26 protein-coding genes are annotated in these 24,749 nt (G+C 62.5%); 8 read left to right on the top strand and 18 right to left on the bottom strand.

Annotated elements, in window-relative coordinates:
- Positions 1–19 precede the first annotated feature (19 nt).
- The 3 genes from ACP7EY_RS10730 to apbC all read right to left on the bottom strand — a co-directional run bounded on the left by ACP7EY_RS10730 (position 20) and on the right by apbC (position 3,114).
- On the bottom strand, positions 20–670 hold the full coding sequence (locus ACP7EY_RS10730) for a TorD/DmsD family molecular chaperone (protein WP_426193294.1): 651 nt from the start codon (positions 668–670) through the stop codon (positions 20–22).
- Positions 671–849: 179 nt separating this feature from the next.
- Positions 850–1,962 (bottom strand): RNA methyltransferase, encoded by a 1,113-nt coding sequence (locus ACP7EY_RS10725; protein WP_426193292.1) that lies wholly within the window; start codon positions 1,960–1,962, stop codon positions 850–852.
- 57 nt (positions 1,963–2,019) lie between these two features.
- A complete protein-coding gene (gene apbC, locus ACP7EY_RS10720; protein WP_426193290.1) occupies positions 2,020–3,114 on the bottom strand; it encodes an iron-sulfur cluster carrier protein ApbC in 1,095 nt (364 codons plus the stop codon).
- A gap of 171 nt (positions 3,115–3,285) precedes the next feature.
- Here apbC and metG point away from each other — a divergent pair, with 171 nt between their 5' ends.
- The 5 genes from metG (at position 3,286) to panC (ending at position 8,912) form a co-directional block, all read left to right on the top strand.
- Positions 3,286–5,430 (top strand): methionine--tRNA ligase, encoded by a 2,145-nt coding sequence (gene metG / locus ACP7EY_RS10715; RefSeq protein WP_426193288.1) that lies wholly within the window; start codon positions 3,286–3,288, stop codon positions 5,428–5,430.
- A 123-nt stretch (positions 5,431–5,553) separates the two neighbouring features.
- Positions 5,554–6,873 (top strand): enoyl ACP reductase FabMG family protein, encoded by a 1,320-nt coding sequence (locus tag ACP7EY_RS10710; protein ID WP_426193286.1) that lies wholly within the window; start codon positions 5,554–5,556, stop codon positions 6,871–6,873.
- Between the two features lie 92 nt (positions 6,874–6,965).
- On the top strand, positions 6,966–7,175 hold the full coding sequence (locus tag ACP7EY_RS10705) for a DUF3460 family protein (protein WP_426193284.1): 210 nt from the start codon (positions 6,966–6,968) through the stop codon (positions 7,173–7,175).
- 18 nt (positions 7,176–7,193) lie between these two features.
- Entirely contained in the window at positions 7,194–8,045 is an 852-nt protein-coding gene (locus tag ACP7EY_RS10700; RefSeq protein WP_426193282.1) for a segregation and condensation protein A, read from the top strand.
- 27 nt (positions 8,046–8,072) lie between these two features.
- On the top strand, positions 8,073–8,912 hold the full coding sequence (gene panC, locus ACP7EY_RS10695) for a pantoate--beta-alanine ligase (protein ID WP_426193280.1): 840 nt from the start codon (positions 8,073–8,075) through the stop codon (positions 8,910–8,912).
- A gap of 48 nt (positions 8,913–8,960) precedes the next feature.
- Here panC and ACP7EY_RS10690 read toward each other — a convergent pair whose 3' ends face one another.
- The 15 genes from ACP7EY_RS10690 to flhD all read right to left on the bottom strand — a co-directional run bounded on the left by ACP7EY_RS10690 (position 8,961) and on the right by flhD (position 21,529).
- Positions 8,961–10,175, bottom strand: coding sequence for an EAL and HDOD domain-containing protein (locus ACP7EY_RS10690; protein WP_426193278.1), 1,215 nt, complete (start codon positions 10,173–10,175; stop codon positions 8,961–8,963).
- A 38-nt stretch (positions 10,176–10,213) separates the two neighbouring features.
- Positions 10,214–10,870 carry a protein phosphatase CheZ gene (gene cheZ, locus ACP7EY_RS10685; protein WP_426193276.1) on the bottom strand — a complete coding sequence of 219 codons (657 nt, stop codon included), beginning with the start codon at positions 10,868–10,870 and terminating at the stop codon, positions 10,214–10,216.
- Positions 10,871–10,881: 11 nt separating this feature from the next.
- Positions 10,882–11,271: a chemotaxis response regulator CheY gene (gene cheY / locus ACP7EY_RS10680; RefSeq protein WP_426193274.1), complete on the bottom strand. Its 390-nt coding sequence runs from the start codon at positions 11,269–11,271 to the stop codon at positions 10,882–10,884.
- Positions 11,272–11,395: 124 nt separating this feature from the next.
- Entirely contained in the window at positions 11,396–12,460 is a 1,065-nt protein-coding gene (locus ACP7EY_RS10675; RefSeq protein ID WP_426193272.1) for a protein-glutamate methylesterase/protein-glutamine glutaminase, read from the bottom strand.
- A 38-nt stretch (positions 12,461–12,498) separates the two neighbouring features.
- Positions 12,499–13,101: a chemoreceptor glutamine deamidase CheD gene (gene cheD / locus ACP7EY_RS10670; RefSeq protein WP_426193270.1), complete on the bottom strand. Its 603-nt coding sequence runs from the start codon at positions 13,099–13,101 to the stop codon at positions 12,499–12,501.
- A 21-nt stretch (positions 13,102–13,122) separates the two neighbouring features.
- On the bottom strand, positions 13,123–13,968 hold the full coding sequence (locus ACP7EY_RS10665; RefSeq protein WP_426193268.1) for a CheR family methyltransferase: 846 nt from the start codon (positions 13,966–13,968) through the stop codon (positions 13,123–13,125).
- 45 nt (positions 13,969–14,013) lie between these two features.
- Positions 14,014–14,511: a chemotaxis protein CheW gene (locus ACP7EY_RS10660; protein ID WP_426193266.1), complete on the bottom strand. Its 498-nt coding sequence runs from the start codon at positions 14,509–14,511 to the stop codon at positions 14,014–14,016.
- Positions 14,512–14,572: 61 nt separating this feature from the next.
- Positions 14,573–16,732, bottom strand: a complete 2,160-nt coding sequence (gene cheA / locus ACP7EY_RS10655; protein ID WP_426193264.1) for a chemotaxis protein CheA — start codon at positions 16,730–16,732, stop codon at positions 14,573–14,575.
- 37 nt (positions 16,733–16,769) lie between these two features.
- The gene (locus ACP7EY_RS10650) at positions 16,770–17,135 is read right to left on the bottom strand and encodes a response regulator (protein ID WP_426193262.1); all 366 of its coding nucleotides are present in this window, start codon (positions 17,133–17,135) and stop codon (positions 16,770–16,772) included.
- 57 nt (positions 17,136–17,192) lie between these two features.
- A complete protein-coding gene (locus ACP7EY_RS10645) occupies positions 17,193–17,741 on the bottom strand; it encodes a chemotaxis protein (RefSeq protein WP_426193260.1) in 549 nt (182 codons plus the stop codon).
- Positions 17,738–18,706 (bottom strand): flagellar motor protein MotB, encoded by a 969-nt coding sequence (gene motB, locus ACP7EY_RS10640; protein ID WP_426193258.1) that lies wholly within the window; start codon positions 18,704–18,706, stop codon positions 17,738–17,740. Before motB ends, ACP7EY_RS10645 begins: the two co-directional genes overlap by 4 nt.
- A 45-nt stretch (positions 18,707–18,751) precedes the next feature.
- Entirely contained in the window at positions 18,752–19,612 is an 861-nt protein-coding gene (motA, locus tag ACP7EY_RS10635) for a flagellar motor stator protein MotA (protein WP_426193256.1), read from the bottom strand.
- Between the two features lie 186 nt (positions 19,613–19,798).
- Positions 19,799–20,563, bottom strand: coding sequence for a class I SAM-dependent methyltransferase (locus ACP7EY_RS10630; RefSeq protein ID WP_426193255.1), 765 nt, complete (start codon positions 20,561–20,563; stop codon positions 19,799–19,801).
- 42 nt (positions 20,564–20,605) lie between these two features.
- The gene (flhC, locus tag ACP7EY_RS10625) at positions 20,606–21,157 is read right to left on the bottom strand and encodes a flagellar transcriptional regulator FlhC (RefSeq protein WP_426193253.1); all 552 of its coding nucleotides are present in this window, start codon (positions 21,155–21,157) and stop codon (positions 20,606–20,608) included.
- Between the two features lie 54 nt (positions 21,158–21,211).
- Positions 21,212–21,529, bottom strand: a complete 318-nt coding sequence (gene flhD / locus ACP7EY_RS10620; protein WP_426193251.1) for a flagellar transcriptional regulator FlhD — start codon at positions 21,527–21,529, stop codon at positions 21,212–21,214.
- Between the two features lie 523 nt (positions 21,530–22,052).
- Here flhD and kynU point away from each other — a divergent pair.
- Genes kynU through ACP7EY_RS10605 form a run of 3 tightly spaced genes read left to right on the top strand, consistent with a single transcriptional unit; the run spans position 22,053 to position 24,726 of the window.
- Positions 22,053–23,291: a kynureninase gene (gene kynU, locus ACP7EY_RS10615; protein ID WP_426193249.1), complete on the top strand. Its 1,239-nt coding sequence runs from the start codon at positions 22,053–22,055 to the stop codon at positions 23,289–23,291.
- 16 nt (positions 23,292–23,307) lie between these two features.
- On the top strand, positions 23,308–24,144 hold the full coding sequence (gene kynA / locus ACP7EY_RS10610) for a tryptophan 2,3-dioxygenase (protein WP_426193247.1): 837 nt from the start codon (positions 23,308–23,310) through the stop codon (positions 24,142–24,144).
- A 27-nt stretch (positions 24,145–24,171) separates the two neighbouring features.
- Positions 24,172–24,726, top strand: a complete 555-nt coding sequence (locus ACP7EY_RS10605) for an RBBP9/YdeN family alpha/beta hydrolase (protein WP_426193245.1) — start codon at positions 24,172–24,174, stop codon at positions 24,724–24,726.
- Positions 24,727–24,749 lie beyond the last annotated feature (23 nt).

Below are 24,749 nucleotides of genomic sequence, written 5' to 3'. Positions count from 1 at the left end.
CTTTTAAAAAATGAAGGGGTCAGGCGTCGTCTTCGGCGACCTGGAAAGCTTGCTGTTCGAGCGAAAAATACGCTTCGGCCAGATCGGCCACGCGCGCGTAAAACTGGGCGCCCTCGGCGCGCCGCACATGGTCGAGGCAGGCGACGTGCCAGCTGGCGATGTGGGTGTCGAAAAATGCCTGTTGTTCGTCGATACTACGCTTGCGCACGATCAGCTGGCGCATGGTTTCGCACAAGGCGCCCAGGTGGTCTTCCGTCTCGCGCACGCCGGCGCGGCGACCCAGGCCCAGCTTGGCCAGGTCGGCGCGCAGCAGCACCAGCGGCTTTTCGTGCAGAAAACCGGCCAGGTAGATCGAGCCGTGCGGGCTCACGCGCGGCGCGGCCGTGCTGACGAATAAATCGTTGAATTCGTCGATGACGTTGTCGGTGGGCAGCAGGCGGGCCGTCAGCGACAGCTGGTCCCAAGCCAGGTCGAGCGGTCCGCCGCTGCCCGCGGCGGCGAGCGCGTCGGCGCCAGCGATGCTGTCGAGCAGGCCGGCGTCAGGCGGCGCCAGCAGCAGGCGCGCCAGCAAACCGTAGATATTTGCGCGCGCCTGGTCTTCCTGGGGCAAGGGCATGCCAACGGCCACGAAGGTGGTGTCGCTGCCCTGATCGTTGCCATTCTGTTGCATCCTGCGTTCCCCACTTGAACTAAGGCAAAAGTTTATGCCGCTATTGTGAAGCCGTCCACGAAAATACGCCCGATTGCTTCAATCGTGCGGGTCATTCCAGCCGATGAGCATGATTCGCATTCGCATGCGTCAAACCGTGGACAGGGGCCACGCAGGGGTCGCCCGCCGGCCGCAATTTGTTACTGGTGGTTATTATCGCCCGAATCGCCAATATGCATACGAGCAAGGCCGATTTTGTCCGCCGCGGCGCGCGCCGTGCGCACAAAATGCACCGGCTGCTCCAGCTGCGCGGCAGGGCCGGCGGCGCGCGCGCGCAACTGGCCGCACCCGCCATCGACCTCCTGGCCGGCCGAATCGCGCAACTTGGTGAGGATGCCGCGCGCGTACAGCGACGCGGCGATCGCGCGCGCCTTGTCCCAGCTGGGACGGCGAAAATCAAGGCCGGGATTGGTGTTGTAGGGAATCATGTTAAGCACCGCGTGCTTGCCCTTGAGCAATTCAACAATGCCATCGAGTTCGTCGTCGCCATCGTTGATGCCATCTAATAAAGTCCACTGGAACTGCACCGGATAGCCCGTCAGGCGCGCATAGCGCTCGGCGTGCTCGACCAGTTGGCGGGGGCTCAGGTCGGGCGCGCGCGGCAGCAAGCGCGTGCGCAGGGCCGGCTTGGTGGTGTGCAGCGACAAGGCCAGCGCCGGCTTGACCAGGTTGTCGGCCAGCCGTTCGAAGGCGCGCACGTCGCCGACGGTGGAAAACACCAGGTTCTTGTGGCCGATATTGCCCTCCACGCCCAGCAGGGTGATCGCATCGATGACGTTGTCGAGGTTGTGGGCCGGTTCGCCCATGCCCATGAACACCACTTTACGCACGGGCCGCAGGCGCCGCGCCAGCACCACCTGGGCGACGATTTCCCCGCTGCTGACCTGGCGCAGCAGGCCATCCCGTCCCGTCATGCAAAACTGGCAACCGACCGCGCAACCCACCTGGCTGGACACGCACACGCCTTCGCGCGGCAGCAACACCGTTTCCACCGTCTGGCCATCGTGCAGGCGCACCAGCAAGCGCGCGGAGCCGTCACCGGCCGGGTGGCTGCTCAGCACCTGGGCCAGCGCGTCGAAGCGGGCGTCGATCTGCGGCAAGGCTTCGCGCAGGGGTTTCGGCAAAAAATCCTGGGGCCGGCGGCGGCCCTGGTCGTGCGGCTCGGCGCGCACCCAGTCGCGCACGATGCGCTGCTCGTGCAGGGGGCGGGCGCCCAGGGCGCGCAGTTCGGCGCGCAGGCTCTCTAGTTTCATGGATCTCCAATGAAAAAGGCCCCCTCGCAGGGGCCCTTGGCAACGTCAGGCGAACGCTCAGTCGTTCTTGATGACGATACTGGGGAACTTGCTGCTCATGTCTTTCGCCTTTTCGGCGATCTTGATGGCGACCTTGCGGGCGATGTCCTTGTAAATCTGGGCAATCGCGCCATCGGGATCGGCCACCACGGTCGGCCGGCCCGAATCGGCCTGCTCGCGGATCGCCATGGTCAGCGGCAAGGCGCCGAGGAACTCGACGCCGAAGTCGGCGCACATCTTCTCGCCGCCGCCGTGGCCGAAAATCGCTTCCGTGTGGCCGCAGTTCGAGCAGATGTGGGTGCTCATGTTTTCCACCACGCCGAGGATCGGGATGCCGACTTTCTCGAACATTTTCAAGCCCTTGCGGGCGTCGAGCAAGGCGATGTCCTGGGGCGTGGTGACGATCACGGCGCCCGTGACGGGTACTTTTTGCGACAGCGTCAGCTGGATGTCGCCGGTGCCGGGCGGCATGTCGACGATCAGGTAGTCGAGGTCGCGCCAGTTGGTTTGCTCGAGCAACTGCTGCAAGGCCTGGGTGACCATCGGGCCGCGCCACACCATGGGCTCGTCGGGATCGATCATGAAGCCGATCGACGACACTTGCACGCCGTGGTTTTCCAGCGGCTCCATGGTCTTGCCGTCGGTGGTTTCCGGGCGCCCGCTGATGCCCAGCATCATCGGCTGCGAAGGGCCATAGATATCGGCGTCGAGCACGCCCACCGAGGCGCCCTCGGCGGCCAGCGCCAGCGCCAGGTTGACGGCCGTGGTCGATTTGCCCACCCCGCCCTTGCCGGAAGCGACGGCAATGATGTTCTTGACGTTCGGCATGATCTTGAGGCCGCGCTGGACCGTGTGCGAAATGATCTTCGACTGCACGTTGACGTCGACCTGGGTCACGCCAGGCAAGGCCAGCAAGGCCGTGCTGACGGCGGCGCGCACGGCGGCGAGCTGCGAACGGGCCGGATAGCCCAGCTCGATGTCGAGGGCCACGCTGTCGCCGGCGGCGCCGACGCGCACGTTCTTGACGGACCTGCTGGAAACGTAATCTTTTTCGGTGTTCGGGTCGATAACGACGGCCAGTGCCGCCTTGACGTCTTCTACGGTGATGCTCATGAATGTCTCCGGATGTGAAGCGGCAGTGTAGCGCAAATCGCCGCCACTCATCGCCGGGCGGCGCGGGGTGCGCGGGCAATGCGGCAAGCATGCCGAACGCCGGACCGTGCAATATGGGGGCAAGCGCTGGTAAAATGCCCCTTTTCCCCTATCGATAAGCGTATTTCGACCATGACCCGCAAGCTGTTCGTCACCACCGCCCTGCCTTACGCCAACGCAGCCTTCCACATCGGCCACATGATGGAATACATCCAGGCCGATATCTGGGTGCGGTTCCAGCGAATGCAACGCGACGGCGGCAACGCCCGCGAAGTGAGCTTCGTCTGCGCCGACGACACCCACGGCACGCCCATCATGATCGCCGCCGAAAAGGAAGGCATCACGCCCCAGCAATTCGTGGCGAAAATCGCCGCCGGGCGCCAGCAATACCTGGACGGCTTCCATATCGGCTTCGATAACTGGTATTCGACCGATTCGCCGGAAAACGTCGAACTGTCGCAAGGCATTTACCGCAAGCTGCGCGATGCGGGCCTGATCGTCACCAAGACGGTCGACCGCTTTTTCGACCCCGTCAAAGGCATGTTCCTGGCCGACCGCAACATCAAGGGCGAGTGCCCGAAATGCGGCGCCAAGGACCAGTACGGCGACAATTGCGAAGTGTGCGGCGCGGCCTACCAGCCCACCGAACTGATTAATCCGTTCTCCGTGTTTACCGGCTCGACGCCCATCCTGAAGCCGTCCGAGCAGTATTTCTTCGCCCTGTCCGATCCCCGCTGCTACACCTTCCTCAAGGCGTGGTTGAACACGCCGGGCCGGCTGCAGCCGGAAATGGTCAACAAGGTCTCCGAGTGGCTGGGCGAGGCGGGCGAAAAACTGGCCGACTGGGATATCTCGCGCGATGCGCCGTATTTCGGCATTCCCATCCCCGACGCGCCGGGCAAGTTTTTTTATGTGTGGCTCGATGCGCCGGTCGGTTACCTGGCCAGCCTGAAAAATTATTGCGCCAAAAAGGGCATGGATTTCGAGACCCTGCTCAATGACCCCGACACCGAGCAAGTGCACTTTATCGGCAAGGACATCGTCTCCTTCCACCTGCTGTTCTGGCCGGCCATGCTCAATTTCGCCGGCCACCCCATCATCGACAAGCTCAAGGTCAATGTGCACGGCCACCTGACGGTCAATAACGAGAAAATGTCGAAGTCGCGCGGCACCGGCATTTCGCCGCTGCGCTACCTCGATCTGCACATGAATCCCGAGTGGCTGCGCTATTACATTGCCTTCAAACTCAACGCCAAGGTCGAAGACCTCGATTTCAACGGCGACGATTTCGTCGCCCGCGTCAACAGCGACTTGATCGGCAAGTACATCAATATCGCCAGCCGCTGCGCGGGCTTTATCGCCAAGAAATTCGACGGCAAACTGGCCAGCGCGCTCTCGCCCGTCGCGCACGGCTGGATCGCCAAGGCCCTGACGGTCGATGGCGCCGAGCGCCAGGCCAGCATCGGCAGCAACTTTGAAAACCGCGAATTCGGCAAGGCCCTGCGCGAAATCATGGAAATCGCCGACATCACCAACCAGTATGTCGATGAAAACAAGCCGTGGATCCTGGCCAAGGACGCCGACAAGACGGCCGAACTGCACGAGGTCTGCACCACCGCCCTGATCCTGTTCCGCCAGCTCACCATCCTGCTCTCGCCGGTGCTGCCGCAGATTGCCGCGCGTGTGGCCGAGATGCTGGGCGACGCGCAATTGTCGTGGCTCGACACGCAGGGCGAGGCCGTCTGGCAGCCCCTGCTCGGTCGCACCATCGGCGCCTACAGCCACCTGATGCAGCGGGTCGACGCCAAGATGGTGGAAGCCTTGTTCGACCGCCCCGCCGCCGCCGCCGTGCCGGCCGCGGCGCCACTGGCCGCGCTGCTCACCGCCGCACCGGTGGTGGGCGCGGTCGACGCCCTGGACATCGAAGCGCTGGCGCCGGAAATCAAGATCGACGATTTTTCGAAGATCGATTTGCGCATTGCCAAGATCGTCCATTGCGAAACGGTCGATGGTTCGGACAAGCTGCTGCGCCTGACGCTCGATGTGGGCGAAGGGCGCCACCGCAATGTATTTTCCGGCATCAAGTCGGCGTACCAGCCCGAGCAGCTGATCGGCAAGCTGACCGTGCTGGTGGCCAACCTGGCGCCCCGCAAGATGAAGTTCGGCATCTCGGAAGGGATGGTATTGTGCGCCTCGGCGGCCGATGAGAAGGCCGATCCGGGACTGTATGTGCTGGAGCCGTGGCCAGGCGCCAAGCCGGGCATGCGGATCCGGTAAGATCTGCTGCCGGTCCACGACAGCAGGTATTGGCAGCGAAGACATGGGACGGGCATCTGCGGTGCCTGTCCTCCCCAGAAAAATTCCGCGCTTGAACGCGACCTATTACAGAGAGACTCTGACATGACCGAACGCACCTCCTTGCGCCACCTTCCCCACTCCGACCTGTTTCGCCAGGGTGACGTGTTCGTCCTGTTCGGCGAACTGTTCGGGCGCGGCTACGCCAACGGCCTGATCGACGAAGCGCGCAAGGCGGGCATGACCATCGTCGGCATCACCGTCGGCCGCCGCGACGACGACGGCCGCTTGCGCGAACTGAGCGCCGAGGAACACGCGGAGGCTGAAACCAAGTTGGGCGGGCGCATCATCAACGTGCCGATGATGGCCGGCTTCGACCTCGACGCCCCCGAAGGCGAACAGAATCCCACCGAACTGCTGGCCGGGCTGACCCTGAAAAACTGGCAGGAAGAACAGCTCGACTGGGACAAGGTCGAAGCCTGCCGCCAGGTGGGCGTGCAGCGCTTCACCGCCTCGGCCGCGATCGTCATGAACGAGATCGACAAACTGGTGCCGGACGGTGCCAATGTGTTCTTCGCCCACACCATGGCCGGCGGCATTCCGCGCGTCAAAGCCTTCCTGGCCATCGCCAACCGCATCTACAAGGGCGCCGGCGAGCGCTTCATGTCCTCGCGCGCCCTGCTCGACAGCGACCTGGGCAAGCTGATTCTCATGAATTTCGATGAAGTCACCGCCAACACCCTGCATCACCTGATCCACGCCAGCACGGCCATCCGCGAACGCGCCGAACGCACCGGCGGCCAGGTGCGCTACACGGCCTACGGCTACCACGGCACCGAGATCCTCATCGACGGCCAATACCAGTGGCAGACCTACACCAACTACACCCAGGGCTACGCCAAGATGCGCCTGGAAAGCGTGGCTGAGGCGGCCTGGGCAAAAGGGATCAGCGCGACCGTCTACAACTGCCCGGAAATTCGCACCAACTCGTCCGACCTGTTCGTGGGCGTGGAGTTGTCGCTGTTCCCACTGCTCAAGGCACTCAAGAAAGAAGGCGGCGGCGCCTGGGCCCAGCAACAATGGGATATCTGCCAGTCCCTGCTGGAAGACGGCGTCAGCCTCGATTCGCTGCTCGAGCGTATCGAGGCATACAACAACGACGCCACCAGCGCCAGCTTCCGCAATTTCGAGGCATGGCCGATGGACAACACGCCGGCGCTGGCCGAGGTGATGATCAACACTTCGCACGACATGACCAAATTGCACAAGGAGCGCAAGGAACTGATCACCGATCACCTGTCGAGCCTGGTACTAGAAGGCACCGGACCCTTGATGTTCCATGCGACGGCGGAAAAAATCGCCGCCGTCGTGTGGCTCAATCACGACATCATCGCGCGCCAGTTGAATGCGATTCACGCACAATAATCAGTGCCGCCGCCGCCCACTTGCATCCCAGGCATGATGCTTGGTCGCAAGTCGCGGTAAAATACCCTGTTCGCTTTTTACCATTGGCCCATATGAAACTTTCGAAACAATTCGACCGCTACGAGTCCGACCACACCTTGTTCATCAAACAGCTCAAGGCCGCCAACCCGCAGATCGAAGCGGGCCAGGCCGAAGGGCGCGCCCTGCTGTGGGAAAAGGCGCCCACGGCGCTGACCGAACAGGCACGCACCGCCGAGTCGCGTGTCAAGCAGCAAGCCTACGTCTACCAGAACAAGCTGTAAGCAAGCCGGGACAAGACCATGTTGCCAGACGAGGGGACGGCCAGCGCGGCGGTTCCCGCGGGTGCCGCCGGGCAGCCGGCTGGCGCGGCGAACAGCAACGGCGCCCGCCTGTACGGCGAGCCGATGCTGCGCATGCCGACCGACCTCTACATTCCGCCCGATGCGCTGGAGATCTTCCTCGACGCCTTCGAGGGACCGCTCGACCTCCTGCTCTACCTGATCCGCAAGCAAAATTTCAACATCCTCGATATTCCGATGGCGCAGCTCACCCTGCAATATCTGAAATATGTCGAGCAGATCCGCCTGCACAACCTGGAACTGGCCGCCGAGTACCTGCTGATGGCGGCGATGCTCATCGAGATCAAGTCGCGCATGTTGCTGCCCCAGCGCAGCGCCGGTCCCGACCTCGAGGTCGACGACCCCCGCGCCGAACTGGTGCGGCGCCTGCTCGAGTACGAGCAGATCAAGGTGGCCGCGCGCGACATCAATGCCCTGCCCCAGCTCGAGCGCGATTTCGTGCGCCCAGAGCTGTACATCGAACAGAGCACCATTCCCGTCTGGCCCCACGTCGATCCGGGCGATCTGCAGCGCGCCTGGCTCGACGTGATGCAACGGGCGACACTGGTGCAGCATCACCGCATCAGCCGCCAGGAACTGTCCGTGCGCGAGCACATGACGGCCATCTTGCGGCGCCTGCAAAGCAGCCGTTTCGTGGAATTTTCAGAGCTGTTCCAAGGGCAAGGCGGGGTGCCGATCGTGGTCGTGCACTTCGTCGCGATGCTGGAACTGGCCAAGGAAACCCTGATTGAAATCACCCAGGCCGAGCCGTTTGCGCCCATTTACGTGCGGCTGGCCTATTCGCCGGTATGAACCCGGCCCTACTTTTTACTTCCCATTATGAAAATCATTTCCTCCATTGAAGAACTGCGCGACCACCTGAGCGGCCAGTTGCGCACCGCCTTCGTGCCCACGATGGGCAATCTGCACGAAGGCCACCTGTCGCTGATGCGCCTGGCGCGCAAGCATGGCGACCCGGTGGTGGCCTCGATTTTCGTCAACCGCCTGCAGTTCGGCCCCAACGAAGATTTCGAAAAATACCCGCGCACCTTCCAGAGCGATGTGGAAAAGCTGGAAAAGGAAGGCGTGTACATCCTGTTCGCGCCCACCGAAAAGGATTTGTATCCGGAGCCGCAGGAGTTTCGCGTGCGCCCGCCTGACGACTTGGGCAATACCCTCGAAGGCGAGTTCCGCCCCGGCTTTTTTGGCGGCGTCACCACCGTGGTATTGAAACTGTTTTCCTGCGTGCGCCCCCGCGTGGCCGTGTTCGGCAAGAAGGACTACCAGCAACTGATGATCATCCGCAACATGAGCCGCCAGTTCGCCCTGCCCACCGAGATTATCGCCGCGGAAACCTGGCGCGCCGACGACGGCCTGGCGCTGTCGTCGCGCAATATGTACCTGTCGCCCACCGAGCGGGCCGAGGCGCCCCTGCTGTACCAGACCTTGAATCACGTCGCCAGCGAAATGCGCGCCGGCCACCTCGATCTGTTTGGCCTGGAGCACGAAGCGATGGACATCCTGGCCAAGCGGGGCTGGAACCCCGACTATATTTCGGTGCGCAAGCAGATGGACCTGCAGGTGCCGTCGGCGGGCGACCTGGCGCAAGGGGCGCCGCTGGTGGTGCTGGCGGCGGCCAAGCTGGGCACCACGCGCCTGATCGACAACCTGGAAATCTAGGAACGAAACGGCCGCTTCACGCGGCCGCTTCACGCGCACGGCGGCAATTTACTGTTCGGTGGAGACCGTCTGCGCCCATGCCAGCGCCGACAGGTGCGCCTGGTTCACTTCCAGCGGCGTGAGCTGCACATTGCGCGCCAGCGAGGCCACCAGGTTCGAATTGAGCTCGCACGCTTCCGCCAGCGCCAGGCAGGGCCCGTAGAGGCCGCCCCGCGTGAGCAGCGCGCGTACCACGTCGTCGGGCAATTGTATGGTGTCGAGCACTTCCCGCATCGAGATGCCCAACAGGCGATCGAGCAGGGAAAACATGCCAGCGACGAACAGTTGCTCGCCGTGCGCCTTGCCCATGTGCTTGGCACCGAGCAATTCGGCCAGCCGGCCGCGTACCACCGCCGTCTCCATCAAGACGGGCGAATAGCCGCTCTTGCTGGCGGTGGCCAGCAACAGCACCAGCCAGCGGTAAAGGGGCGCGTAGCCCAGCAGGCCGATGGCTTGCCTGAGCGACTCGATGTTGCGGCCGGCGCCGAAGCCCGCTGAATTGATAAAGCGCAGCAATTTATACGACAACGCGGGGTCCCGCTTGAGCACGCTTTCGATGCGCCCCACGTCCTCGTTGCGCTGCACCATCTGCATCAGTTGCAGGATGATCTGCTGGGCCGGATTCATGCCCTTGACGGCACTGCCGGGACGGGGCGTCAGGTGCAGCTTGCCGACAAACGCGTCCAGCCCCAGCGCGGCGCAGGCATCGAAATCGTCCCAGGTGTTGACGGGGCGCCCCACCATGCGCACGCTCGACTGCTTGACGGCGGCGTACATGCGGGCCTGGGCGGCGACGTCGGCGCCGGAAAAGCGCACTTCGATGTAGGAGGCACTGATGCCGAGATTGCGGCCCAGGTGCTTGATGTCGCCGTCACGCACGGAAATGCCGACGCCGCCGGCACGCAGGCCGCGCACGGCCGCCAGCGTATCCGGGTCGGCCATATCGGCCGCCTTGAGCGTGAGCACGGTGTGCTCGGGCGGCATGTTGTACAGCGCGTCCGTCGACAGCATGGGGGGCACCGCGTCAAGAAACAGGATCTTGTCGCGCAGCAGCCAGTTACCGTCCTCGTCGTTGACATTCTCAGCGACGAAGCCGACCAGTGCTTCGAGGGCGGCGTCGGTGATCGGCTGGGCGACGTCGTCTTTCCACGACAGCTCGTAGCCGATCACACGCTGCTTGGGATCGAGCAGCGGTTCACGAACAATAAAATTGGTGTGATGCATTTTTTCGCTTCAATCGTGCTGCAAAAGCGATGGGCGTGTCAGAAGCCCAGGCTGTCAAGCAAGTCGTCGACCTGCACCTGGTTGGCAACGACGTCGGCCGTGCCGGTGGGATTGATCTGCGGACCGTTCATCAGGCTGTTGTCGAACTCGCGCTTGACTTCGGCAGGGGCGAAATCGACCAGCATTTGCACCAGTTGCTTTTCCAGGTTCTGGGTAATGGTAGTGACGCGACCGATCACCTGGCCCGTCAGATCCTGGAAATCCTGCGCCATCATGATGTCCATCAGATAGCCCTTGGTGGCGCTGGTGGCGGCACGCGAGGCATCGAGTTCAGCCATCGTGCGTTCGGCCAGCGCGCGCCAGTCGGCGGCGCCCTCAGGTTCGGCCAGCGCAGCCTTCCACGAGGCCGACAGGTCCGTCGCCATGCGGTCGATGCGATCCTGCAAGGGATTGGCTTCGTCGGTGGCGTTGAGGACCTTTTGCGCCGCCTGTTCGGACAGGCGGGCAACGTAGCCGAGGCGGTCGCGCGCATCGGGGATGTCGCTGGCCGCCTTTTCAATCAGTTTGTCCAGGCCAAGACCGCGCAGGCTGTCGTGCAGCGCCCGCGTCATGTGGCCGATCCTGCTTAACACTTCCAGGCTGGAAGCGGCCGGCGCATCTGTCGCGGGGGAAACGATGGAATCCTGGTCAGCCATGCGAGGCTCCCTCACTTGCCAAGTTTTTCGAAAATCTTGTTCAGCTTTTCGTCCAGCGTGGCAGCCGTGAAGGGCTTGACCACGTAGCCATTGGCGCCGGCCTGGGCCGCGGCAATGATGTTTTCCTTCTTCGCCTCGGCCGTGACCATCAGCACCGGCAACTTCGCCAGCGCAGGGTCGGCACGAATGTTTTGCAGCATGGTCAAACCATCCATATTCGGCATGTTCCAGTCGGAAACGACGAAATCGAAGGTATCGCTGCGCAACTTGGCAAGTGCCATGACGCCATCTTCAGCTTCGTCGACGTTGGCGTATCCCAGTTCCTTCAACAAGTTCCGAACGATGCGGCGCATCGTGGAGAAATCGTCAACAACTAAAAAACGCATTTTTGGATCAGCCATGAATTACTCCGTTGATTCTTTACATTGGTTATTGACACACTTCTGCTCAACGAGAAGTAGTCTGAAGGATAGCATTTTTGTTGCCCTACGGCGATAAAACACTGAAGCAATGGCGAGGTTTTACTTACACGCGCAACGCTCGACCGCCATGCGTTGACAGATAATTAAGTACTTTGACCGGCAATTCGTTCAATGGAGCAACTTCGTTGACAGCGCCGATGGCAATCGCTTCACGCGGCATGCCAAACACGACACAGGATGCCTCGTCCTGGGCGAAATTATAAGCCCCCGCCATCTTCATTTGCAGCATTCCCATGGCGCCATCTTTGCCCATGCCGGTGAGGATCACGCCGACCGCGTTCTTGCCCGCCGACAGGGCGGCCGATTTGAACAGCACATCGACCGAGGGACGGTGGCGGTTGACCGGTTCGTTCTGGTCGATGCGGGTCATGTAATTGGCGCCCGAACGCACCAGCGTCAGGTGCGAGTGGCCCGGTGCGATGAAAGCATGGCCGGGCAACACGCGCTCGTCGCCGGCCGCCTCGCGCACGGAAATTTTACACAGTGAATCGAGACGCTTGGCAAACGACGAGGTAAACCCTTCCGGCATGTGCTGGGCGATCAGGATGCCGGGGCAGTCCGACGGCATCCGCTGCAGGAACTCGCGGATCGCCTCGGTGCCGCCGGTGGAGGCGCCGATGATGATCAGTTTTTCCGACGAGGTCAGTGGGTTGCGCAGTTGTGGCAAGGCTTCTCCCGGCTTGACGGCGGCGACGGTGCGCGCCTTGACGCGCGCGCGCGCGGCGGCGCGAATCTTGTCGGCGATCAGTTCTGCGTACTCGCGCATGCCGCTTTGGATGGAAATTTTCGGCTTGGTGACGAAATCGACGGCGCCCAGTTCCAGCGCGCGCATGGTAATTTCCGAGCCCCGTTCGGTCAGCGACGACACCATCACCACCGGCATGGGCCGCAGGCGCATGAGCTTTTCGAGAAAATCGAGACCGTCCATTTTCGGCATCTCGACGTCGAGCGTGAGCACGTCGGGATTGGTTTGCTTGATCAATTCGCGCGCCACCAGGGGATCGGGCGCCACGCCCACCACTTCCATGTCCGGCTGGCTCGAAATGATTTCGCTCATGACGCTGCGAATCAGCGCCGAATCGTCCACGATCAATACTTTGATGGTCATTATTGCAGTCCTTCTTTGATACCGCGTTGTTTGCTCGCCTAGAACAGGTCGATTTCTCCGCCCACCGGCGCCACCTTCAGGCGGCTCGCGTAATCGCGTTCGCGCTGCACCAGCGTCTCGTTGTGGGTTTGCATGAGTTTCTTGACCAACACTTTGCCCGTGCGGGGGAAGAAATACACCTTGCGCGGGTAGATGTCATTGAGATCCTCCGCCAGCACGCGGATTTTTTCCATTTTCAGGTAGCTGATGACGAAGGCGGCATTGCGTTCGCCCACATTGATCGCCGTAAATCCCTTGAGCACGGCGCCGCCGCCGAACACCTTCGCCTCCAGGTTTTCCCGGCGCGCGCCGGCCTTCAACAATTCATTGATCAACACCTCCATCGCGTAGGTGCCGTAGCGCATCGAGGCCGATACCGGGCTGTTCGGGTCGGAGCCGCCATCGGGCAGCATGAAGTGGTTCATGCCGCCCACCCCGCTGACGCGATCACGGATGCAGGCGGAGACACACGATCCCAGCACGGTGACGATGAGCATGTCCTTGCCCGTGTGGTAGTACTCGCCCGGCAAGATCTTGGCCGCGTCGAGATTGAAGGTACGGTCGTAATAGACGTTGGTGGCAAACTGTTCTTGTGAATTCATGATTCCTGTTCCGGCCGCGCCTTATTTCGCTGCGCGGCCTGTTTCAAGTTCGTACACCGTCTTGCCGCGCAGTTTCAACGCGTCCGAGACATACAGGAAATTTTCCGAATGGCCTGCAAAAAGCAGCGCCTGCGGCTTCATCAATGGCACAAACCGGGCCAGTATCTTGCGCTGGGTCGCCTTGTCAAAATAGATCATCACGTTGCGGCAGAAGATGACGTCGAACTGTCCCTGCAGCGGCCAGTTGTCCGCCAACAGGTTGAGCGGCTTGAACGTGATCAGCTGGCGCAATTCCGGGCGCACGCGCACCATGCCGTCCTGGGCGCCCTTGCCGCGCAAGAAGAAGCGCTTCATGCGCTCGGCCGACATCTTGTCGAGGCGGTCCATGCCATACACGCCCCGCTCGCCGGCGGCCAGCACATTGGTGTCGATGTCGGTGGCGATGATCTGCACGGGCGGGGTCAGGCTGTTGAACGCTTCGCAGACGGTCATGGCGATCGAATATGGCTCTTCGCCCGTCGAGGCGGCCGAGCACCAGATGGTGATCGGTCCCTTCAGGGCACGCACCTGGTCGGCCAGCAGGGGGAAGTGGTGGGCCTCGCGGAAGAACGAGGTCAGGTTGGTGGTCAGGGCATTGACGAAGGCTTCCCATTCTTCGCCCAGGTGCCCCGCTTCGAGTTCGTTCAGGTAAGTGGAAAACGAGGTCAGGCCGGTGGCGCGCAGGCGCCGTGCGATGCGGCTGTAGACCATTTCCTGCTTGCTCTCGGCCAGCGAAATGCCGGCGCGCTGGTAAATGAGCGTACGCACGCGTTCGAAATCACTCTTGGTGAAATTAAATTCCTTGTTCGATTCCGCTTTGATGGTCACTCTGGGCTTTCAGTATGCTGCGTGCTAGTGGAAAAAATCATGCGCTCAGGCGGCGATTTTTTCCGTCAAGCCCATTTCGGGCGACGACATCAGGCGGTCGATGTCGATCAGGATCAGCATACGCTCATCGACGATGCCCAGGCCCATCAGGAATTCCGAGTTGAACGAGGCCACGCCACTGCCCATTTCCGGCGCCGGCTTGATCTCGTCGGCGGCCAGGGTGGTGACGTCGGAGACGCTGTCGACCACCATGCCCATCACGCGGCCGTTGATGTTCAGGATGATCACCACGGTGAACTGGTCATACACCGCGCTGCCAAGCTTGAACTTGATGCGCATGTCGACCACCGGGATGATGATGCCGCGCAGGTTGATGACGCCCTTGATGAAGGCGGGCGCGTTGGCGATGCGCGTGACGTGTTCGTAGCCGCGGATTTCCTGCACCTTGTGGATATCGATGCCGTATTCTTCCGAGCCGAGGGTAAAGGCGAGAAATTCGCTGCCGTCGCTGTCAGCGTCGTCGTGGGTGGAGTTGGAGGTCATCGACACGGCTTGGTCCCTTGAGAGTATTTTTAAAATTGAAACTGCCCGGCAGCCGGCACGATCAGCTCAGCGCCGGCTCGTCGAACTGCTGGCGCGACGCCCGCATCAGCGCCGGCACATCGAGAATCAGGGAGACGCCGCCGTCGCCCAGGATGGTGGCGCCGGAAATGCCGCTCACCTTGCGGTAATTCGATTCCAGGTTTTTCACCACCACCTGCTGCTGGCCCACCAGTTCATCGATGAACAGGGCGGCTTTCTTGCCATCGGCTTCGAGGATGACGACGATGCCTTCGGTCGGCGCCGTGTAGCGCGGCACGATATCGAACATCTGGTAGAGCGACACCAGCGGCAGGTATTCGCCGCGCACCTTGACGACGGTGCCGCGGTTGGCGATGTCCTTGATGTCTTCCGGCGCCGGCTGCAGCGATTCGACGACAAAGCCCAAGGGCAGGATGTAGACTTCGTCGCCGCAGCGGATCGACATGCCGTCGAGAATGGCCAGCGTCAGCGGCAGCGAGATCGAGATGGTGGTGCCGAAACCGCGCGCCGAGCGGATCTCGACGGTGCCGCCCATGGCCGTGATGTTGCGCTTGACGACATCCATGCCCACCCCGCGGCCGGACACGTCGGTCACCGCTTCGGCGGTGGAAAAGCCGGGCGCGAAAATGAGTTGCCACACTTCGGCGTCGAGCATGCTGTCGGACACGGCCAGGCCGTTTTCGCGCGCCTTTTCCAGGATCCGTTCGCGATTGAGCCCGCCGCCATCGTCGGCCACTTCGATGATGATGTTGCCGCCCTGGTGGGCGGCCGACAGGAACAGGCGGCCCGCTTCGGTCTTGCCGGCGGCCACGCGGGTGGCCGGCATTTCGATGCCATGGTCGATGCTGTTTCTCACCAGGTGAGTCAGCGGATCGACGATGCGTTCGATCAGGCCCTTGTCGAGCTCGGTGGCAGCGCCGTTGGTGATGAAATCGACTTTCTTGCCCAGCTTGGCCGCCAGGTCGCGCACCATGCGGGGAAAGCGCGAAAACACGAAGTCCATCGGCATCATGCGGATCGACATGACCGCTTCCTGCAGGTCGCGGGTGTTGCGCATGAGCTGGCTGATCGAACCGAGCAGGCGCTGGTGCGCCATCGGGTCCAGGCCGTCGCTGCGCTGCTCGATCATGGCCTGGGTGATCACCAGCTCGCCGATCAGGTTAATCAACTGGTCGACTTTTTCGATCGACACGCGGATCGAGCCGGCGTCGGTGCCGGCGTCTTTCTTGACGGCCTTCTTCTCCACCGCGCCATCGGCGTGCTCGTGCGCATCGGCACGGGCCACCACCATCGCGGTCGAACCCGTCGAGGTGGCGACGCTCTCGGCGGCCGCGCGGATCTGCTCGATGGGCTGGAAGAAACCGTAGCCCCGTTCGTCGTCGGACAGTTCGGCCTCGAGCTGCTCGGCCTCGTCCGGCTCGATGGGATCGAAAAAGCCGTAGCCCAGTTCGGCCTCGACGGCGGCGCGGGCGGCGTCCTCGATGGCACGCTGCTCGGGCGTGAGGGCGGGCGCCTCGAAAATTTTCAGGTCGTCGGGATTTAACACGAACGAACAGATGGCGATGATGTCGTCGAGGCTCTCGTGGGTGGTCAGGATCAGGGCGTGGCGCTCGGCGTCGATGGGGGTGACGCTGATCCGGCCCAGCAGGCCCAGTTCGGCGGCCAGGGCGTTGACGTCGTGCTGCTCCACTTTCGGCAATTCGATCTTGAAGCGGCGTCCGCCCGCCGCCAGCGGCGCCTTCACTTCCGTCTGCACGAAGGCGGGCGCGGGCGCCGTCATCATCATGGGCGCGACGTCGGCCGAAAGCTCCTGCAGCATCATGCGCACATTGGCGACGGCATCCTGGTCGACAGGCGCACCGTTGCGGTGGCCATCGAGTTGCATCTTGAGGATGTCCTTGGCGGCGAGGAAGGCATCGACGTGCACGCTCGTCAGATGCATTTCGCCACGGCGAATCCGGTCGAGCAGGGACTCGAGGATGTGGGTCACCTCGGACATGTCGTTCAGGCCGAACGTGGAGGCGCCGCCCTTGACCGAGTGGGCGGTGCGGAAAATGGCGTTGAGGTCCTCGGCGTCCGGATCGGCGACGTCGACGGCCAACAACAACTTTTCCATTTCGGCCAGCAGCTCTTCGGCTTCGTCGAAGAAGACCTTGAAGAACTGGCTGATGTCGATGCTCATGGTAAAACTCCGGCTAATACTCCGTTTTTCACCGTGCTTAACCGATGACTTTTTTGACCACTTCGATCAGACGCTGCGGATCGAAGGGCTTGACCAGCCAGCCATTGGCGCCGGCGGCCCGTCCCTTCGACTTCATTTCATCGGACGACTCGGTGGTGAGCATCAGGATCGGCGTCTTCTGGTAAGCGGGCAAGCCGCGCAGCAGCTTGATCAGCTCCAGGCCATCCATGCGCGGCATGTTCTGGTCCGTCAGCACCAGGTCGACCGCCTGCAGTTTTGCCTTGTCGTAGCCGTCCTGGCCGTCAACCGCCTCGACCACCTGGTAGCCGGCCGCCTTCAGGCTGAATGCGACCATCTGGCGCAATGAGCTTGAATCGTCGACTGCGAGAATTGTTTTGGCCATGTGTGCTCCTGGTGGTTCGTTGGTAAGAGTGAAAAAGCGGAAAAATGCCCTGCAAATCTAAAATAGTTCGATGTCGCCACTGTTGAGGTGTTGCTGATTCACGGACTTGCGCAGGACGCTCTTGAGCTCGAGCGACTGGATCGCCAGCGCCATGCTGACCTTGCCCAGCAGGTCGACCACTTCTTCGCTGCCGGACTCGGCGGCAATGCCGTCGCCATGCTCGCCCAGCGTGCCCAGGAAGGCGCGCAATCCCGTCACCCGTTTCAAGGTACGGTCGATCAGTTGGCTCGTCATGTCCTGGAACTGCATGCTGGTGATGGCCGCATTGACGTGCTCGCTGATGGTGCCCGCCATGTCCTGCAGGCGCGCCGTTTCCTCGCTCGACAGGGGGGCCCCGGCCAGCAAGCGGTCGACGCTGGCCTGCTGGGCATCGACCGCCTGGTGAATCGCCATGAAGCTGCTTGTGAGGCGGTTGACCGCCTCTTCCAGCAGGCGGCCGGTCTGCACCAGGTCGGTTTCCACTTCGGACAGATGCTTGCCGCCATGATCGGACACGCCCGACAGCAGGCGCTTCATGTGTGAGCCGAGGATTTTCTTGCGGGTCATTTGGCAGCTCCCGGGGTGGCAGGCCGTGCGGGGCCGGCGCGCTTGGCCGGTGCGGCGTCGCCCTCGTCGTCCGCGGCGGCCGGATCGGCGATGGTTTGCGTTGCATTGTCGCGCATGACCATCTCTTCGGTTTTCTTGTTCATCACGATGATACTGATGCGGCGGTTGATGGGATTGAACGGGTCCTTGCGGTCCAGGTTGGCGGCCGAGGCCAGGCCCACCACGCGCAGAATTTTCTTTTCGTCCATGCCGCCGATGACCAGTTCGCGCCGCGAGGCGTTGGCCCGCTCGGACGACAGCTCCCAGTTGCTGTAGCCCGTGTCGCTGAAATACGGCGTCGAATCGGTGTGGCCGGACAGGCCGATCTTGTTGGGCACGTCGTTGAGGACGATGCCGATCACGTGCAAGATTTCCCGAGTGTACGGTTGCAGGTCGGCCTTGGCAAGGGCGAACATGGGCCGGTTCTGCTCGTCGACGATCTGGATGCGCAAGCCTTCGCTGGTCAGGTCCAGCAGCAACTGGTCCTTGTATTTTTTCATCGTCGGGTTGGCGTCGATGGTCGCTTCGAGCTTGGCCTTGAGCTGCCCCAGGCGGACGCCCTCTTCGCGCGCCAGCGCTTCGCGGGCGGCCTTCAGATCGTAGGATTTTTTCTGCGCGGGGGTGTCGCCCTTTTTCACCTGGCCCGTGCGCGCCGTCAGATCCTTGCCACCGCCCTGCAGGATCGAGGAACTGTCGCCGGAACCGGAGCCGCCCGCCATCGCCACTTTCAAGGGTGTCTTGAAATACTCGGAGATACCGTTGAGGTCGCCCTTGGTGGTCGAGCCCAGCAGCCACATCAACAGGAAGAAGGCCATCATCGCCGTCACGAAGTCGGCATAGGCAATCTTCCAGGCGCCACCGTGGTGGCCGCCGGCGGTCTTCTTGATCCGCTTGACGATAATCGGCCGTAAGCCTTCATCAGCCATGACGGTGCTCCTGATTCTGCAGTGGGGTCGTCGGCGCCATCATGCTTATTTGGACTTGGCTTTCTTGATATGTTCTTCCAGCTCGGCGAAGGTCGGACGCTCGGTCGAGTACAGCACCTTGCGGCCGAATTCGACGGCCAGCGCGGGGGCATAGCCGTTCAGGCTGGCCAACAGGGTGACTTTGACGCACTGGAACATCTTGGTCGACTCTTCCAGCTTCTGTTCCAGCAAACTGGCCAGCGGGCCGACGAAACCATAAGCGAGCAAAATACCAAGGAAGGTCCCCACCAGCGCGTGGGCGATCAGCATCCCCAGCTCCGACGGTGGCATGCCCACCGATTCCATCGTGTGTACCACGCCCATCACGGCGGCGACGATGCCGAAGGCGGGCAAGCCATCGCCCAGCTTGGCGATGCAATGGCCCGGCACGGCGCCTTCGTGGTGGTGGGTCTCGATTTCATTGTCCATCAGATTTTCGATCTGGAAGGCGTCCATGTTTCCCGACACCATCAGGCGCAGGTAATCGGTGATGAATTCAACGATGTGGTGGTCCGACAAGACCCCGGGATACTTCGAGAACACGGGGCTGTCTTCGGGCTTTTCAATGTCGCCCTCGATCGACATCAGGCCTTCCTTGCGCACCTTGGAGAGGACGTCGAACAGCAGCGACATCATTTCCATGTACAGCTCCTTGGTGTGACGCGAACCCTTGAACAGGGTCGGCATCGCCGCCATGGTGGCTTTGATCGATTTGCCGTTATTGCCCACAAAAAACGCACCGAGCGCACCGCCGGCAATCATCAGCACTTCCAGTGGCTGCCACAGGCCGCCCAGGTGGCCGCCGGCCAGGGCATAGCCGCCAAACACGCTGGCGCAAACGATGACATATCCGATAATGACTAACAAGAGCATGCTCCCCAAGCGGGCGCGCGACCGTGGCCGGCGTATTTATATGGCAACTATGGCGCCAAGAATGGCAAGGGCGCGTCGGCAAAGCCTTCGCGCCCAATCAAATATTGTCCTAGGGAACTACAATAACTGGAGTTTCCTTGTGGAGCAAGCAAAAACCCTCCATTTCTCCTATGGTGTGGCCTAAAAGTGCCATCCATAAAGGAGTGCCCCCCCACCCTCTGGTTGGATCGTCAAGTCTGGTGTTTTTTTTGCAATACAGAATTCGTAGCTGAGCAAAAGGCTGCCGGGCCGCATTTCGGCGCTGGCTTTCTCGTACAGGGCCGTCATCACTGCCGGCGAGAGGTAGGCGAAGACGACGTCAAAATCGGCGAAATCGAGGCTTTCGTAATCCCCGCGCAGGAAGCGGGCATTGGCGACGGGCACGGCGCGCAGGCGGCTGACCAGCCAGGGCAGCGGCGCCAGTTCAATGCCGCTGAAGACGCCATCGGGGCGGCGCGCGGCCAGGTCGAGCACCAGGCCGCCCAGACCACTGCCGATATCGATACAGCGCACCGGGCCCGCTGGCAACAGCAGCGCCACCGCGTCCCAGGCGCGCCGGCCGGACGGGTAGTACGGCACCTGGGTGCGGAAGGTCGACCAGAATATGAGCAAAAACACCAGGAACAGGGTGAGGAACAGCCCGGGCGGCAACTGCAGCCCGGCGCCGCCCAGCAGCGCCAGCGGAAACAGCAACTGGATCGCCAGCCACCAGCGCGCCAGCCGGCGCCAGCCGGAAACGACAGCGGCCAGGCCGCCCTGCAGCAGGGCCGCGCCGGCGTAGTCGATGTCGACGGCGGCGCGCAGCAGCAGCCAGACCAGGGCGTAGCTGAGCGGCAGGCAGGCGCACTGGATCAGCAGCGCCCGTACCGCCGGCGCCTTGCAGATGCGCAAAAGGGCAGGACTCACGCCCTGCCCTTCGACCACGGATTCAATGACTTCACGCCGACATCAGGCAGCCAGCAAGGCGGCGGCGGCATCCTTGACCTTGCGCGTCTTGCCGGCGCGCGAAGGCATATGGCACAGGCCGCACTGGTAGCCGTCGTTCAGGTCCAGGCCGTTGACGACGAACTTGCCCTGGCAGCAGGTGCACGCGGCGACGGTCAGCATATTGCTGTTAAAGAAACGGACCAGGGTCCAGGCGCGCGTCAGTGACAGCAGCGGCTCTTCGCCCGGGGCTGGCGGCATTTGTTCGAGATAGAGCTTGTAGGCCTTCATCACCGCCTCGATGCCGGTGGCGCCGGCGTAGTCGATGAGAAACTTGTGAATATTGATGAACAGCGAAGCGTGGATGTTGGGCTGCCACGTCAGGAACCAGTCGGTGGAGAAAGGCAACATGCCTTTTGGGGGCGACACACCCTTGAGTTCCTTGTACAACTTGAGCAGGCGCTCGCGCGACAGGGACACTTCCGTTTCCAGCAACTGCAGGCGGGCACCGAGCTTGATCAATTCGATCGCCAGTTGAATTTCCTGGGATTCTGTGACGACGCTTTTCTTGCTCATGGTAGTTACCTTCGAATGCAGATCAACGATGGGGAAAACGATGCAACCGAGTAATCAGGCGATTTCTTCAACGGCCTGGCCGGCCATCAGGATGGCGGCGTGGGACTGGGCCAGGCCGCGGTCCTTGTTGTAGTTGGTCAGCATGGACAGGATTGCGCTGTCATCGAATCGAAATCGGGCCAGCATCATATTCCCTCCAGCCAGTTTAAGGATCTGGGCGTTGCTCATGCCTTCGATCAACTCGGCGATGTCGACCGAAATTCCGAGACGGAAGATTGCCGTAACTTTGTCGGCGCGGATCATCTGCTGGGCCAGCATCAGGTAGCTGAGGTTCGCATCACGAATTTCCGCCATCATGTCATTTGCAGTCATTTTCCATCTCCAGGGTCGTTGAAAGCTGGCTTTGCATCGCATTGCCAGTGAGATACATTCTGACCGTGGGGCAACTTTTGACAAATAGGCGGGGGACTGTATTTTGCGTCGGCCAATGGCGAACGCGACCGGTCAGTGTTTGTCTTACAAACACGTCTCGATCAAGGTCGCGCCCCTATGAAACGGGGCGGAAAACTGGGCTGCGGTGTGGTGCATGATCACTTCCGTCGTGACGCCGATTTCTTGCGTCTTGTACCGGTTACGTCAAACTTTTTTAAAACTTTAGGGTCATCGTCAAAAATATTTGAAAAAACATCGAATATTTTTGCAAGACGCCTTTCCTGCTAATTCGACAAGTTCTCATCGCTTTCAACGTCGATTTCCTCTTGTCTGGGCCGGTAACGTCGGCCGCCGGCAAAACTTGAGGGTTTTTTTGAAAAAATGTGCTTTTTATTTTCGGGGCGGTCGCCGGCCCGGCCAGGTTTGCTAAACTGCCAGCCTTGCCGACCCCTCCGCCTCTCCCATGATCACACGTAACGACTGCCTTGCCCGCGACGCCCTCGACCCCATGGCGCCCCTGCGCGTCCTGTTCGATTTGCCGGACGGCGTGATTTACCTCGACGGCAACTCGCTCGGCGCCCGCCCCGCCAGCGCCCTGGCGCGCGCGCAGCACGTCATTGGCGAGCAGTGGGGCAAGGACCTGATCCGCAGCTGGAACACGGCCGGCTGGTTCGACCTGCCGCGCCGGCTGGGCGACCGGATCGCCCCCCTGATCGGCGCGCGCGCGGCCGAAGTGGTTGTCACCGACACCACCTCGCTCAATCTGTTCAAGGCGCTGGCGGCGGCGGTGCACCTGCAGCGGCCGTCCGGCCGCCGGGTGATCGTCACCGAGCGCGAAAACTTTCCAACCGATATATATATGGCGCAGGGCCTGTCGCGCTGGCTCGACGATGGCTACACGGTCAAGCTGGTCGATTCGCCCGAGCAACTGCCGGCGGCGATCGACGCCGACACCGCCGTCGTCATGCTCACCCACGTCAACTACCGCAGCGGCCGCCTGCACGATATGGCCGCCCTCACCGCCCACGCCCACGCCCACGGCGCCCTCGCCGTCTGGGATCTGGCGCACTCGGCCGGCGCGCTCGACATCGACCTGACCGGCGCCAACGCCGATTTCGCCGTCGGCTGCACCTATAAATACCTCAATGGCGGGCCCGGCGCGCCGGCCTTCATCTGGGTGCCCCAGCGCCACCAGGCGCATTTCACCCATCCCTTGACGGGCTGGTGGGGCCACGCGGCCCCGTTCGCCATGGCGCCCCACTTCGCCCCCGTGGACGGCATCGGCCGCGCCCTGTGCGGCACCCAGCCCATCGTCTCGCTGGCGCTGGTCGAATGCGGACTGGAGATCTTCGAGCAGTCCAGCATGGCCGCGATCCGCAGCAAGTCGCTGGCGCTGACCGATCTGTTCATTGCGCTTGTCGAGCAGCGCTGCGCCGCTCACCCGCTGGCGCTGGCGACGCCGCGCGACCATGCCCAGCGCGGCAGCCATGTCAGTTTCGGCCATCCCCATGGCTATGCCGTCATGCAGGCGCTCATCGCGCGCGGCGTGATCGGCGACTACCGCGAGCCGGCGCTGATGCGCTTCGGCTTTACGCCCCTGTACACCAGTTACGCCGAGGTGTGGGACGCGGTGGAAATCCTGCGCGACATTCTCGACCATGAAACCTACGACGCCGCCGCCGCCCGCGGCGCCGTCACCTGATCCACCGGAGACGACCATGAGTGACCCGAAAGCGGACGCCTGGCACGGCGCCAAGCTCGACTTTACCGATGCGATGAGCTACGGCGACTACCTGGGCCTCGATCAAATCCTGCACGCCCAGCATCCCCGCTCGCCGAACCACAACGAACTGCTGTTCATCATCCAGCACCAGACCAGCGAACTGTGGCTCAAACTGATGCTGCACGAGCTGCACGCCGTGCGCGGCCACGTCAAGGCGGGCGAACTGCCGCCCGCCTTCAAGATGCTGGCGCGGGTGGCGCGCATCATGGACCAGCTGGTGCACGCCTGGGACGTGCTGGCGACCATGACGCCGCCCGAGTACACCGCCATCCGCCCCTTCCTGGGCGCCTCGTCGGGCTTTCAGTCGCACCAGTACCGCGAGCTCGAATTTATCCTCGGCAACAAGAACGCCACTGTGCTGGCCGTGCACACGCCGGTGCCGGATGCGCACGCGATCCTCGAACGGGAGTTGCACACCCCTTCGGTGTACGATGAAGCGATCCTGCTGCTCGCGCGCAGCGGTTTTGCCATCGATCCGGCGCGCCTGGCCATCGACCCGACCCTGCCGACGGTGGCCGACGAGTCGGTCAAGCAAGCCTGGCTGGCCGTCTACCAGCAGCCCGACAAGTACTGGGCCCTGTACGAACTGGCCGAAAAGCTGGTCGACCTGGAGACGGCGTTTCGTTTCTGGCGCTTTCGCCACGTCACGACGGTCGAGCGCATCATCGGTTTCAAGACGGGCACGGGCGGTACGGCGGGCGTGAGCTACCTGCGAAAGATGCTCGACGTGGTGCTGTTTCCGGAGTTGTTTTCCCTGCGGACGGCGCTGTAACAAGAACGCAAGTCAACAGGAGCAACAATGGAATGCAACGTTCTGGTCGTGGCGGGCTTGTGGAATTCCGGTCCCACCCACTGGCAAAGCCTGTGGGAGCAGCAGTTCCCCGCCTGGCAGCGGGTGGCGCACCGCGACTGGATCAATCCCGCGCGCGCTGAATGGGTGGACGAACTGGACGGGGCGATTGCCGCCAGCAACGCGGGCCCGCCGATCCTGGTCGCCCACAGCCTGGGCTGCGCCCTGGTGGCCAGTTGGGCCGCCAGCGCCTCCCCCCTGCGCATCGCCGGCGCCTTGCTGGTCGCGCCCAGCGACATCGACGCGCCCCACTACCCCAGCGACGCGAGCGGCTTCCAGCCCATGCCCATGCACCGCCTGCCCTTCCCCAGCATGGTGGTGGCCAGCAGCGACGACCCGTGGGTCACGCTCGAACGTGCACGCGCGTTTGCCGACGCCTGGGGCAGCAGCTACGTCGAGATCGGCGCCGCCGGCCACATCAATGGCGACAGCGGCCATGGCGCCTGGCCGGAGGGCCTGGCGATGCTGACGGCGTTTTGCGAGACCCTGCGGGCCCGGCCTTAAAACGGGCTGCCCCATAAAAAATG

Origin of the sequence: Massilia sp. DWR3-1-1 (assembly GCF_049898325.1) — a bacterium.
Taxonomy (GTDB): Bacteria; Pseudomonadota; Gammaproteobacteria; order Burkholderiales; family Burkholderiaceae_D; genus JAFCUW01.
Note: the sequence above shows the minus strand (reverse complement) of the source record. Positions and strands in the feature narration are given on the sequence as shown.

Excerpts from the sequence above, each read along its gene's own strand:
- apbC (WP_426193290.1), bottom strand. The coding sequence starts at position 3,114 with ATGAGCATCACCGTAGAAGACGTCAAGGCGGCACTGGCCGTCGTTATC.
- ACP7EY_RS10650 (WP_426193262.1), bottom strand. The coding sequence starts at position 17,135 with ATGGCCAAAACAATTCTCGCAGTCGACGATTCAAGCTCATTGCGCCAG.
- cheD (WP_426193270.1), bottom strand. The coding sequence starts at position 13,101 with ATGAATTCACAAGAACAGTTTGCCACCAACGTCTATTACGACCGTACC.
- panC (WP_426193280.1), top strand. The coding sequence starts at position 8,073 with ATGAAAATCATTTCCTCCATTGAAGAACTGCGCGACCACCTGAGCGGC.
- ACP7EY_RS10725 (WP_426193292.1), bottom strand. The coding sequence starts at position 1,962 with ATGAAACTAGAGAGCCTGCGCGCCGAACTGCGCGCCCTGGGCGCCCGC.
- ACP7EY_RS10705 (WP_426193284.1), top strand. The coding sequence starts at position 6,966 with ATGAAACTTTCGAAACAATTCGACCGCTACGAGTCCGACCACACCTTG.
- flhD (WP_426193251.1), bottom strand. The coding sequence starts at position 21,529 with ATGACTGCAAATGACATGATGGCGGAAATTCGTGATGCGAACCTCAGC.
- kynU (WP_426193249.1), top strand. The coding sequence starts at position 22,053 with ATGATCACACGTAACGACTGCCTTGCCCGCGACGCCCTCGACCCCATG.
- ACP7EY_RS10710 (WP_426193286.1), top strand. The coding sequence starts at position 5,554 with ATGACCGAACGCACCTCCTTGCGCCACCTTCCCCACTCCGACCTGTTT.
- ACP7EY_RS10730 (WP_426193294.1), bottom strand. The coding sequence starts at position 670 with ATGCAACAGAATGGCAACGATCAGGGCAGCGACACCACCTTCGTGGCC.
- ACP7EY_RS10690 (WP_426193278.1), bottom strand. The coding sequence starts at position 10,175 with ATGCATCACACCAATTTTATTGTTCGTGAACCGCTGCTCGATCCCAAG.
- ACP7EY_RS10700 (WP_426193282.1), top strand. The coding sequence starts at position 7,194 with ATGTTGCCAGACGAGGGGACGGCCAGCGCGGCGGTTCCCGCGGGTGCC.
- metG (WP_426193288.1), top strand. The coding sequence starts at position 3,286 with ATGACCCGCAAGCTGTTCGTCACCACCGCCCTGCCTTACGCCAACGCA.
- ACP7EY_RS10645 (WP_426193260.1), bottom strand. The coding sequence starts at position 17,741 with ATGACCCGCAAGAAAATCCTCGGCTCACACATGAAGCGCCTGCTGTCG.
- cheY (WP_426193274.1), bottom strand. The coding sequence starts at position 11,271 with ATGGCTGATCCAAAAATGCGTTTTTTAGTTGTTGACGATTTCTCCACG.
- ACP7EY_RS10675 (WP_426193272.1), bottom strand. The coding sequence starts at position 12,460 with ATGACCATCAAAGTATTGATCGTGGACGATTCGGCGCTGATTCGCAGC.
- cheZ (WP_426193276.1), bottom strand. The coding sequence starts at position 10,870 with ATGGCTGACCAGGATTCCATCGTTTCCCCCGCGACAGATGCGCCGGCC.
- ACP7EY_RS10605 (WP_426193245.1), top strand. The coding sequence starts at position 24,172 with ATGGAATGCAACGTTCTGGTCGTGGCGGGCTTGTGGAATTCCGGTCCC.
- motB (WP_426193258.1), bottom strand. The coding sequence starts at position 18,706 with ATGGCTGATGAAGGCTTACGGCCGATTATCGTCAAGCGGATCAAGAAG.
- cheA (WP_426193264.1), bottom strand. The coding sequence starts at position 16,732 with ATGAGCATCGACATCAGCCAGTTCTTCAAGGTCTTCTTCGACGAAGCC.
- kynA (WP_426193247.1), top strand. The coding sequence starts at position 23,308 with ATGAGTGACCCGAAAGCGGACGCCTGGCACGGCGCCAAGCTCGACTTT.
- ACP7EY_RS10660 (WP_426193266.1), bottom strand. The coding sequence starts at position 14,511 with ATGACCTCCAACTCCACCCACGACGACGCTGACAGCGACGGCAGCGAA.
- flhC (WP_426193253.1), bottom strand. The coding sequence starts at position 21,157 with ATGAGCAAGAAAAGCGTCGTCACAGAATCCCAGGAAATTCAACTGGCG.